7 protein-coding genes are annotated in these 12,704 nt (G+C 48.6%); all 7 read right to left on the reverse strand.

Annotation, left to right across the window (positions count from 1 at the left end):
- Nucleotides 1-74 precede the first annotated feature (74 nt).
- Entirely contained in the window at nucleotides 75-1,862 is a 1,788-nt protein-coding gene (locus tag M2134_RS00295; protein ID WP_280749787.1) for a RagB/SusD family nutrient uptake outer membrane protein, read from the reverse strand.
- A 34-nt stretch (nucleotides 1,863-1,896) separates the two neighbouring features.
- Nucleotides 1,897-4,932, reverse strand: a complete 3,036-nt coding sequence (locus tag M2134_RS00300; RefSeq protein ID WP_280749788.1) for a TonB-dependent receptor — start codon at nucleotides 4,930-4,932, stop codon at nucleotides 1,897-1,899.
- Nucleotides 4,933-5,216: 284 nt separating this feature from the next.
- Nucleotides 5,217-7,805, reverse strand: a complete 2,589-nt coding sequence (gene clpB / locus M2134_RS00305; protein WP_280749789.1) for an ATP-dependent chaperone ClpB — start codon at nucleotides 7,803-7,805, stop codon at nucleotides 5,217-5,219.
- Between the two features lie 374 nt (nucleotides 7,806-8,179).
- Nucleotides 8,180-9,406 carry a hypothetical protein gene (locus tag M2134_RS00310; RefSeq protein ID WP_280749790.1) on the reverse strand — a complete coding sequence of 409 codons (1,227 nt, stop codon included), beginning with the start codon at nucleotides 9,404-9,406 and terminating at the stop codon, nucleotides 8,180-8,182.
- Nucleotides 9,407-9,462: 56 nt separating this feature from the next.
- Nucleotides 9,463-9,822, reverse strand: a complete 360-nt coding sequence (locus tag M2134_RS00315; protein WP_280749791.1) for a hypothetical protein — start codon at nucleotides 9,820-9,822, stop codon at nucleotides 9,463-9,465.
- Between the two features lie 39 nt (nucleotides 9,823-9,861).
- Nucleotides 9,862-11,412 (reverse strand): M81 family metallopeptidase, encoded by a 1,551-nt coding sequence (locus tag M2134_RS00320; RefSeq protein ID WP_280749792.1) that lies wholly within the window; start codon nucleotides 11,410-11,412, stop codon nucleotides 9,862-9,864.
- A gap of 1,028 nt (nucleotides 11,413-12,440) precedes the next feature.
- Nucleotides 12,441-12,575: a hypothetical protein gene (locus M2134_RS00325; RefSeq protein WP_280749793.1), complete on the reverse strand. Its 135-nt coding sequence runs from the start codon at nucleotides 12,573-12,575 to the stop codon at nucleotides 12,441-12,443.
- Between the last annotated feature and the right edge of the window lie 129 nt (nucleotides 12,576-12,704).

Genomic DNA, 12,704 nt, shown 5'->3' on the forward strand with positions numbered 1-12,704 from the left:
ACAATTCACCACGGACAATACCGTCTGTAGCTTTTCCTTACAGACAGTATCATTCGTGGTGTCATTTCATATTATTAATATCCCGGATTCTGTTCTATTTTATGTCCGGTATTTGCTTCGATAAAAGATTGTGGAATGGGATACAATTCATATTTGCTTTCGAAGTCTTTGCCATCCGCGCTATGTGCCGCGCTATAATAGGGATTGTATTTCCGGATGCGTTCGGTCATCATACCGGTACGGGAAAGTGTCAAGACACGTTTCTCTTCAATACCAAACTCACGAAGACGTTCGTCCAGGATGTAATCCATATCCATCTGGGCAGCTGTTGCTTCCGTGGCATGCGCGCGGCGACGAACCACATTCACATCTGCAGCCGCCTTATCCTTTTGTCCTAACTTCACATAGGCTTCGGCACGGAGCAGATAGGCTTCGGCTAAACGGAATAGATATTGATCCGTATAGGTCTTACCGGCCGATCCTGTCAGCATATAAATGTCTTTGTTGGCATATTGCGAAGCAGGATGATTGTAGGGATGGGTACACTTCGTTTGGTAGGCTGTCAGATATCGGTTCGGGATCTGGTCGGGAGCGGTGACAATACCCTGGCTGCTTGCGCCGGTTTCCAACATAGCGCCTTCCGGCAACTGCGGATTCATCAAGTCAATGCTGTCGCCAAAAAGTGATCCGTATTGAGCCAAGAAACCTGAATCGTTGTATTTAAACTTACGCGGATAGTTATAGATAGAGTTACGGATATCGTTCTTAAAGTCTTCGCTATCCTTTCCGCCCCAGATACCTAAGAAGTAGTGCTGGTTGGAATAGAAGTTTCCGATACCACGGCCTCCGGTATAATCACCCACCGGCCACATAAAAGGCGACAATACTTTGCCGTCATATTTAATACGGAACAGCCCAACTTGCGGAGCACACCATCTCTCTTGCCAGAAATCACCTTCTACCCAGAATGCGTTACCGGTATTTCCGGCACCACCAATCACATTCGGTTCAATTTGTACGACCCAAATACCCTCCTTGTTTCCACTGGCGCGGTTTTGATTGTTCAAACGGAAAAGATCCCAATACACATCACCCGCTTCGTTTGCACGCGAGCCAAAACGGTCTGTCATCAACGCGAGTGCCGGGTTGTTAATCACCTGAGTAGCCGCGTCTACCGCCTTTTGATTCTCGCCCGCTGCCAGATAGAGTTCAGAAAGCAGGAAATAGGCTGCTGTCGCGCTAATTTCGCCATCGGTCACATTAGCTATGTCTGTCAGGTTCTCCGCGGCAAATTTCGCATCCTCAATAGCTTGCGCCAACACCTCTTCTTTCGAAGCGCGTGTGTAGTCTGTTTTCGGAGCGGTCACCTCTTCGAGTTGCAAGGGGACTCCTCCATACATATAAACCAACGTACGGTATGCCATGCTACGGAAGAAACGTCCTTTTGCTTCGTAATTTTTCTTTTGCTCTTCACGCAGACTTGAGGTGGGGATACGCGTAATAACCGTATTGGCTTGCGCGACCAATTTATACAGATTGTCCCAATGCCACGTAGCCGCTCCTCCGGTAGGGTTCATATCGGCAGCGAGGTTTGATGTCGGCGGATCGGCACGGATCATAAAGTCCGTCCGGCACAGATATTCGTTCATGCGGTCATAGTTTCCACAATAAAACTCCTTACGAACAAGGCTGTAGAGCCCATTGACAGCCGCATCGAAGTCGGCCGTAGTCGAATAGGAGTTGTCGCCACCCATAAAGTCCAAAGGCTTTTCTGCAAGGAATTTATCCTCATCACAGCTCACGAGCGAAGCTGAGGTTATCATTGTTGCCGCCAGCAACAAGGGGAATATATATTTTCTCATATTGATTAATTTTTGAATCTTGTTTTCCACTTATTTAGAAATTTACATTTATACCAAACGTGATGCTCTTCATTACCGGACGGTTGGCATAGCCACTTCCCGTGATGATGTTGCGGCCGTTACCATCCTGACACATCATGTCGGGTTCAGGATCCCATCCATGCCATCCTGTCAAAGTCAACAGGTTTTTGCAGTTCATATAGATATGGATGCCTTCGATACCGATTTTCTGCATCCACATACGCGGAAGATCATAACCCAACGTAACATCCTGCAAACGGACAAAATCACGTTTCTCATAACGGTGAGGACTGCTTCCTAGCTTGCCGTCCTGGTATGAACGATCGTAAATACCACCGGGGTTCTTGGGCGACCAGAACAGATCGGCCTCCTCCGTAAAGTGATTGTAGCGCTTTCCATTGTCATCCGGACGTACGACATTGGTGTTTTGTCCCAGATAGCCATCCTTTCCACCGATCACCGAATTAAAGAAGAAGCTAAGCGTAACATTCTTATAGCGCAGCTTATTGAAAAGCCCCATACGCGCAGCCGGATCGGTCTTACCGATCACCGTACGGTCAGCAGCATCAATCGTACCATTGCCGTCCGTATCCACTACGCGGTAGTTACCCGGATAGAAGCCTTCAGGGATATCATCGCCTACCTGATAGATACCGTCCACCTTATAATCGTAAATAGCCGAAAGCGATTCGCCTATGAAAAGGCTACTGGCCGTCATATCATCTTCTATGCCGTCGCCGTCAACATCCTTGCCGATGAGCGATTTGATTTTATTCGCGTTATGCGAGATATTGAAAGTGGTGCTCCACTCAAAGTCTTGCGTGGAGATATTCTGTGAGGTAAGTGTCAATTCGACACCGGTATTTTGGATCTTACCTACATTGGAGCGGATGCTGCCAAATCCGGTAACGGAAGGGATAGTCACGTCAAACAATAAATCTCTGGTAGTGGTTTTATATGCTTCCACCGTACCGCGCAGACGATTATTAAACATATTCAAATCCAATCCGAAGTTAAATCCACCTGTCTTTTCCCACTTCAGGTCTGCATTTCCTAAAGAGACCAATTCCTGTCCCAATACACCGGAAGTAGCACCATTACCAAAGATATAGCTGATACCGGAGTTTACGCGAGCCTGCGAGGAGTAGATCCCTGTCTGGTTACCACTCACCCCGTATCCGGCACGTACTTTCAGGAAGTCTATCCAGGATACATTAAACCAGCTCTCTTCCGAAGCCACCCATCCTAAAGCCACCGACGGGAATGTCGCGAATTTATTGTTCGCAGCAAAACCGGAGAAACCGTCGCGACGAATGGTAGCCGTCACCAGGTAACGATTGGCAAATTTATAGTTTACACGCAGCATCTGATAAAGCAGAGCCGATTGCCAGGCATCGGAATTGGCAAATTGCTCCTTACCCTGTTCAAGGCTGTTGTAACCCAATGTGAGACGAGCAAAATTTTTGGCTTCGGCACCGGTATAGGTGTATTTACGACGGCTGGCACCATACACGAAAGTGGCACCGACACTGTGCTTACCAAAGTCCCCAACGTAGTTCAGGATATTATCGAATGTATAATCGTAATAGGTATTACTGTTTTTATAGGCTTGTCCACTGGGGTAATTGCTATACTTATTGGCATAATCATGTTCGTAGGTACGGTAGTTATTACCAAAGTTAAAGCGATACGTCAATCCTTTCAGTGGCAACTGAAACTCCGAATAGAGGTTCGCAAAGAAAGTGTTCTGCCGCTCTTTATCATCGGCTACGGACCCCATAAAAGGATTATCGCGCATAACGCCTCCCATTGGATAGGGAACAATATTGCCTTCCGCGTCAAACGGCTCAGCGAACGGGCTATAGCATACAAGGAAAGGCAAATAGGTCTCTGCCCCGTCTTTGTTCACGAATGATCCGAAAGCTTGAATACCGGCTTTCCACCATTTACGTGGCTGTACATCCAGGTTTACGCGAATACTATTACGCTTAAAATCATCGTTCAAGAGTTGGTTCTTCTGATCCGTATTACCTACAGAAAGCATATAGGAAGCACTTTCGTTCCCTCCCGAAATACTTAATTTGTTTTCAAAGATGTGTCCGGTACGCGTAAACTCATCCCACCAATTATAGTCGGTCGTAATCAGATTACCACTTTCATCTCTCATATAGGAGTCGGGAGCACTCTTGGCTAAATCAAAGTTCGGATTATCCGCTGTATATCCCGAATTCTCAGTATACGCGTCACGCCACTGTACCTCTTTCATCCAATCGACCAATCCCGCGCGGTCCATTGGCTTCAGATCGTTGGTAGGACTCTGAAAACTATAAGAGCTGGAGAAGGAGATCTTAGCTTTCCCTTGCGTTCCTTTCTTGGAGGTAATCAACAAGACGCCGTTAGCAGCCTGCGCACCATACACAGCTGTAGCACTGGCATCTTTCAACACATCCACCCGTTCGATATCGGCCGGATTGATCGAAGAGATATCACCGGTATAAATGATTCCATCCAAGACAATCAGTACATCTGTACTTCCCGAAATGGTGTTTTTACCACGAATCTGAACGGAAGGTGAACCACCTGCCGTAGAGGACTGTCCGATATTCAAACCGGGAACCGTACCTTGCAAGCTTTGCATCAGGTTGGTATTGGGTGCTTTTTCAAAGTCTTTGATATTAGCACTTACCACCGCACCGGTCAGGTCGCTCTTCTTGGCAGTACCATACCCCACCACCACAACGGTTTCCAGGATTTGGGTATCTTCTTCAAGCTTTATCTCTAAGTTCTTCTGTCCATTGGCTTTCACCTCGTATGTGCGATAACCGACATAGGAGATAACCAAAGTGGCTCCCGGTTGGGTATTTACCGAGAAAAATCCATCCAAATCGGTAATGACACCTGTCGGAGCATCTTTCACTTTCACTGTCGCGCCAATCACGGGTTCATTATTGGAAGCCGTGACCACCCTACCCTCTGTAATACTACCTTGTCCCCATACGGTAAGAGTAAAGAGACAAAGCGTCCAAAACATTAAAAGTCTTGTTTTCATGTGCATTGATTTATTTTTATGATAAATGAATTAATGCGGCGAAATTAGACGTTTTGTTTCTTTATGTTAACAGAATGCAGGCACGTATACTTTCGACGATGTAACAGGAATCAAAAGGCCGTAACATTTACTTATGATCATGTCACATCCCTGCGTATATCCTCATATCAAAGAACTATTTAAATGAATAATGGGGCCATAACGCCCCATTATCAATTGTATTACGCTTTGCGCTTCGCTAAGCGATCTTCGATTCTTCATTCCTCATTCTTAATTCTTAATTCTTAATTCTTAAAAACAAGCCCCTCCCCTTCGCGATCTATCACAATCGGTCTGTTCCGATCTATCTTTGCAGCCAATATCTCTTTCGAGAGCTCGTTTAATACATATTTCTGAATAACACGCTTCACCGGACGGGCACCAAACTGCGGATCAAACCCTTCGTCGGAGATAAAACGCAGGGCGGCATCCGTAAATTCCAAAGCAATACCATTCCCGGCAAGCATCTTCTTTACGCTATTCAGCTGCAGGGTCACGATCTGGCGGATCTCCTCTTCGTTCAGCGGCGTGAACATGATGATCTCGTCGATACGGTTCAGGAATTCAGGGCGGATGGTCTTTTTCAACAGCTCCAACACCTGAATCTTCGTCTCGTCGGTCACCTGTTCGCGGTTTTCCGGTGTTATCTTCTCGAAGTTCTCACGGATAAGCGACGATCCCATATTGCTTGTCATGATGATGATCGTATTCTTGAAGTTGACCACACGACCTTTGTTGTCGGTCAACCGCCCATCATCCAATACCTGTAACAGGATATTAAACACATCGGGATGTGCCTTTTCAATCTCATCAAAGAGCACTACCGAATAGGGTTTCCGGCGTATGGCCTCTGTCAACTGTCCGCCTTCGTCGTATCCCACATAGCCGGGAGGCGCTCCGATCAGTCGGGTAGCGCTGAATTTCTCCTGGTATTCGCTCATATCGATACGCGTCATCATATTCTCATCGTCGAACAGATATTCGGCCAACGCCTTGGCCAACTCCGTTTTACCCACCCCGGTCGTACCCAGAAAGATAAAGGAACCGATCGGGCGCTTCGGGTCTTGCAGCCCGGCACGGCTACGGCGCACGGCATCCGATATGGCGGTGATTGCCTCTTCCTGCCCGATGACGCGGGTATGCAACTCGTCTTCCAAATTCAATAGTTTGTCTTTCTCGCTTTGCATCATCCTGTTCACCGGAATACCAGTCCAGCGAGATACCACATCGGCAATATCTTCGCTGTCGACCTCCTCTTTGATCATGGCGTCATTGCCCTGCATGGCGTGCAGTTTCGCCTCAACCTCTCCGATCTCCTCTTCTTTCGCCTTGATCTTTCCGTAACGCAATTCGGCCACCTTGCCGTAGTCTCCTTCGCGTTCCGCTTTGTCGGCCTCGAACTTCATATTCTCAATATCGATCTTATTCTGCTGAATTCGGTTGATCAGCTCCTTTTCTGTCTGCCATTGAGCCTTTTGTTTGTTTTCTTCCTCTTTCAGGTTGGCAATCTCTTTGTGGAGGGATTCCAACTTCTGCGCGTCATTCTCTCGCTTGATGGCTTCCCGTTCGATCTCCAATTGCTTGATACGACGCGACACTTCGTCTAACGATTCCGGCACGGAGTCTACCTGTATACGCAAACGGGCAGCCGCCTCGTCCATCAGGTCGATCGCCTTATCGGGCAGGAAACGGTCGGTGATATAGCGGGAAGAGAGTTGCACCGCCGCAATAATCGCATCGTCTTTGATACGCACCTTGTGGTGGTTCTCGTACTTCTCCTTCAGTCCCCGCAGGATAGAGATCGTATCCAGTTCGTCCGGCTCTTCCACCATAACGGTTTGGAAACGGCGTTCCAGGGCTTTATCCTTTTCGAAATATTTCTGGTATTCATCCAATGTCGTGGCACCGATCGAGCGCAATTCGCCACGTGCCAGGGCAGGCTTCAGGATATTGGCGGCATCCATAGCGCCTTCTCCCTTACCGGCTCCGACCAGGGTGTGGATCTCGTCGATAAAGAGAATGATCTCTCCATCCGATTTGACCACCTCGTTGACCACTGACTTCAACCGTTCTTCAAACTCTCCTTTGTATTTAGCGCCGGCAATCAATGCCCCCATATCCAACGAGAAGATCTGTTTCGACTTCAGATTCTCCGGCACGTCACCCCGGATGATACGATGCGCCAGCCCTTCGGCAATAGCTGTTTTACCTACGCCGGGCTCACCAATCAGGATCGGGTTGTTCTTCGTACGGCGGCTAAGGATCTGCAACACGCGGCGTATCTCATCGTCGCGACCGATCACCGGATCGAGCTTGCCGCTACGGGCGCGTTCGTTGAGGTTGATCGCATACTTACTGAGGGAATCGTAGGTCTCTTCCGCCGACTGGCTGGTGACTTTATTCCCTTTACGCAACTCGTCGATGGCCAGGCGCAATTCTTTCTCGGTCACACCGGCATCTTTCAACATCTGCGAAGCGGTACTGTTTTCGGTCAGTAACGCCAGGATGATATGTTCCAACGACACATACTGGTCGCCCATCTTTCCCGAATAGTCGATCGCCTTCTGCAAAACAGCATTGGTCTCACGCGACAGATAAGGTTCTCCCCCTGATACTTTGGGATAGGATTCGATCTGACGATCCAATACCAGGTTGAGGTTTTGTATGTTTACGCCCAACTTTTGGAAAAGAAAATTGGTGACGCTCTCTCCTGTCATAATGACAGCTTTCAACAGGTGAACCGTTTCGATAACCTGCTGGCTATTCCGAGCAGCCAACTGCACGGCCTGCTGCACGGCTTCCTGCGATTTAATTGTAAAATTGTTCAAGTTCATAGCTTTTTATATTTATTGGTTTATTGTTCCTACCTAAGGAGATACAAAATGGATGCCATTTTATAAATCGGCCATTTTTGGCATAGTTTTTCGCCCGTTCGTCTCTGATCATAAAACAACCGGGCTTTTCAAAAGGTTTCTCGGAAAGATGGTCGATCCCATGTGAAGCAGACTCAAAGAAACAAAAGTACCACCTCTTCGAGGCCGAGGGAGACACTCATGACAAGCACCCCATGTTCCGCTATCGCTTCGCATGGGGTTTATCAACGTGATACGTCTTCGACGCTATTAGTCACATCCAGTAAGACCGAAAGGGCTTCAATGTAGAGAAGGGGCTGACTCAAAAGTAGCGGATTCAGCCCCTTGATAATAACTTACTTCATTTTCAATTGATACCCCGCCCATTCGCTGATCCATTCCGTCGGGTCGATTGTTTCAACCGGGGTATTGCGGATGAGGGTATTCGTTTCCGTGGCACCACGCAGGAATTTATCCACAAAGGCTACAACAGCTTCATGCTGGCTATCGTTCACCCGACAATGCGGATGCCCCGGTGAGAAGTCGTATCCGATCCGGTCTTCCACACCCATGGCTTTCCATACCTCCATGGCTGCTTCGGTGGCAACATATCCGGAAGGATCACCCAGCCATTCGAAGTCCGGATTGCCTAATACCAATACGGCACGCGGAGCAATTAAAGCGATCAATTCATGGTGGTCGTAAGGCAAACGATCGGCCTTACCATCGAAATCATTCCGCAGCCGTTTCATAAACCAGCTATAATTGGTATTGCTTATTTTCTCTACCTCGCCGATCGTTTCCGACACACGCCAGGCATTGACGCCTCCGCCACCCGACTCCTGCACAATGGCCAAAGCGATGCGCTCATCGAAAGCAGCGCCAAACAGGGTCATCTTCCCGGCATACGAACAACCGGTGAGCCCGATGCGCGACATATCAGCATTCAGTTGCGACTGTACCATCTCCAATCCGTCGATCAGGCGGCTGATACCCCACGACCAGGCACAATAGTCGCCCGCCTCTTTCAGGTGAGGATACATCTGGAAGAAGGGTCCCTCTTTCTCCGGAACGCCATAGCCATATAGAGCCGTTTGGTTATGGAGATAAGGGATCTGTATAAAGTCTTCGAACAACTCCGCCGCCATGGTGCCGGTCGGTCGGTTCATGCCGATAATAACCGGGAACGGCCCTTCGCCTTTCGGCATGGTTACGGGAGAAGACAGCGTCAATGTCTGCCCATTATCTTTGATCACCACCTCCAGAACACCGTTCGAATAGGTAGCAGTCATATCGGCAGGACGTGGTGGACGCAGTCCCAATTCATACGAACTAATCTCATGAATGATCTCCGTCCGCCGACGGGTCCATTCTTTGAATGTTTTACAACGCCCGCTTCCGTCCGACCAGGCAAAAGGATCCGGCAACTTCGCGACGGAAGGCAATTGCTCTACCGGAAGTATCTGGGGTAACTTGGTATCTGCTCCCCGATTCTCTACATTGAAAGACAAAGGAACCTGCTTGGTCTGTGTACAAGCCGACAAGGCACACACCGCCATACATGCGATTAGAAGTTTTTTCATCTGTAACAATTATTTAGTGGTTTTATAAAAAATATGCGCGGATAAATGTAGGAAATTTATTTGTCTTTGGAAGAGGTGCGGACTCTTTTTATGATCATCAGCAGTAATCCGGTCAGTTTCAAGGCAATCGCCCCATAAAAAAGAATACACCAAAGCCAGGGCAGCGGATAGAGATATCTGAAAATCATCGAGACAAAGATCATTGCCACCCCGGCAAGAATAAGTCCCAACCAGAGGCTCAACTGAAAGTTCCCGGAACGGAACACCCGAATGAGGAAGATCGTTTTCAGTCCAATCGCGATGCCGAACAACGGCGCCCAGACCATTGTCGGGACACCTAAAAAACGGAGAATGATAGCCAGAAACAGGAGTCCTAAGCCATAATACAAAAAGAGTTTATTGTTTATTCGTTGCATATTCCTTGCTGTCTGGTTATCATTCTCCTTTTGTTTTCTTTATTCCGCCACAAAAGGCACCAGGCGGGCTTTCAGGTCGGGCATCAGCATATCTTTATCGAGCGGATACATCGGGCGGTCGATCCGTTTGTAAGGAAGACCATAGAGATCCTGGTTCACGCCGCCTACGGTCAAGGCCATCATCCAGTCCGCCTGCATATTATAGAGCTCCGGTTCGAGGTAGCCAATCTTTACCACGACGATATCCGACTCGCGCGGATGCAGATTTAGTTTGGTAAACTCCCTTTCGGTATGAAACCCTTTCCGTTTCTCGGTCACGATCACATGGATGCTACCGATCTGAACCGCTACTTCCGAATTGGCAGGGTTATCGTAGATCGCCGTTACCACCCCATTCAGCCTAACCGGAGGCGCAAAGCGATGATCCACCTTAGCACCGGCTACTCCGTCGATGCGACCACCCACACCTACCTCTTTCGCTTTCTTGACAAATTCCGGTCCGGGCACCGAGGCATAAATCAACGAAGGCCCGTCAGCCGAACGAAACTCCTCTCGTTTCAACAGTTCCGTAATAGTCCAGGTCACATCGCCTGCCCCACCCGCTGTCGGGTTATCGCCCGTATCACTGATGAAGAATGGCTTCTTCTCACCTTTGAGCGCTTTGGCCAAACACTCTTCCAAGGTACCTACCGGCGCAACAAACTCAAACTGATGGCGCACGCTCCAGAAGTGGTGCGCCAGGTATTCCGCCGTACGTGTCACCATATCTTGGTCGTCGCCGGTCACCATCACCACCGCTTTGTTGCGCGGCTCGTCGGCCCAGGCGTAACCAATCCAGATAGCCGCATCGATAATGCCCTCCTGTGCCGTGGCAGGCGCTACGGCGGCATAGAGTGATTTGGCCGGTTCCACCCGCGTACTGGTCTGTTCGCCCGGTAATAGGATGGGGATCGGGATCCATGCCTTATAACCCGGACGGCCTTTCCCCGATTCAATGCGTTCTAATAGATTGCTAACGGCTCTCTCTTTGGATTCCATAGCGTCTTCGTGCGGTGCCATACGATAGCAGGTCATCAGGTCGGTATTCTCCGCCAGGCGCCAGCTCACGTTGCCGTGTAAATCCATATTGGTTGAGATGATGGGCTGTTTCCCGATCAGTTCGCGTATCCGGATAATCAGATCACCCTCCGGGTCATCCAGCCCCACCACACTCATTGCCCCATGAATATCAAAAAAGAGGGCATCGTAAGGCATATTTTCTTTCAATAGATCCAGGATCTTTTTCACCATCGATTCATAACTCTCCCGGGTCACCGCGCCACCCGGCGTAGAATAGGCCGTCATAGCCGGAAACCATTCCGCCTTTTCGCGCAACGGTTGCCCCGGACGCAAGAAGGGGTAGGAATTCAATAAATCGTCGCCAAAACGTTTTGTAAAAGCATCTTCAGTGGTCAACGCGGGCGAGAAGGTGCACGACTCTATGCGTATACCGGCAATCCCAATACGGGGTTTCGTCTGCGCATGCAGGGAGGTAAAGGTCAACAATCCGACCATCAGGATCGAAAAGAAAAAAATGTGTTTAGATTTCATATAGCTATTATTACGTTTATGATGCAAATATAGTGAAAGCAAAGCGCAATCCAAGCTTGCTTGCAGATTCTCCAACCCGCTCCTATATATCGCAAACAGACCGTCCACTCCCACTTGCTTTACGTCTTCAGGCCAAACAAACGCCGTTTGACAAAATGTAAGCAAAAACAGCATTTTGCCTTACAATATGATACGTTAAAAAGTGTTACCCGCAGGACTAATTTTAAATACCCCTACGTTTTTGGCGAAATAGTCGGGCGATTTTGACAATTTGTAAATTCGTCTGAACCGAGAAACAACGTTCGCTTCCGAAGGGAGCAATACGCTGATTTTTGGATTTTTCGGATGTGATTGGTTTGATTTAATATGATTATTCTGATGGATGCGGATCTTCGAATAGGAGGAGATTGGAAGGAGAAAGGAGAAGGGAGAAGGGAGGGAGAAGATTGCGGGGAAGCACGCCGCGGGCGTGAGATTATGCATAACCGTATGCAAGCGTAGCGCAGCTTACGGTAGTGAATCCTCTATATAAAAAGCCCCGCATGGGGTGGGATTATGGCAGATCTCGCACCTGCGGCGCTTGATTGATAGGGAGTCGCTATACCGTAAGCTGCGCTATGCTTGCATACGGTTATGCATAATCTCGCGCTTGCAGCGCGATCCCCACCTTCAATTCTTATTTTATTTATATGACTGAAGGTCACAGCGGGCCTGAAGGGCCGAGTCCCGGAGGGGACGAAGACTTAGCCCACGGGTAAGCAGGCTGAAAGCCTGCGCCACCCTGGGTATCATGACAATACAAGAAATCGAGTTCTGAAAGAACGATAGATAGTATGATAGGATATATGGTGATAGCGCCTGTAAATAGTAAATTTCTTCTTTCGTTCTTACAGAACTCATTTTTATATATCCATGGAATCCCAGGGTGGCGCAGACCTTCAGCCTGCTTACCCGTGGGCTAAGTCTTCGTCCCGTTGGGACTCGGCCCTTCAGGCCCGCTGTGACCTTCAGTCATATAATGAAAATCTTCAGATATGGTAATATTTGGTTTTCCAAAGCGAGCGCAGCGAGTGGCCGCAGGCCTCTCTTTTGCCGTTCGATTTATCGAACGGTTTTAAGATGTAGGCAAAGCCTCTACCTCTGTAGGTTTCAACCCCTGCCATGCTGCTTTTAAGCGGATTAAAACCCAGAGCGGTATCCGGGCAAGCCGGAATTACGTCAACGGCAGTTGAAACTGCCGGCAAAAGAGAGACCTTCGGCCGCTCGCTATGCTCGCTTGCAAAAAGCTTCAA

This window comes from Parabacteroides sp. PM6-13 (assembly GCF_029892605.1).
Lineage (GTDB): Bacteria > Bacteroidota > Bacteroidia > Bacteroidales > Tannerellaceae > QVMG01.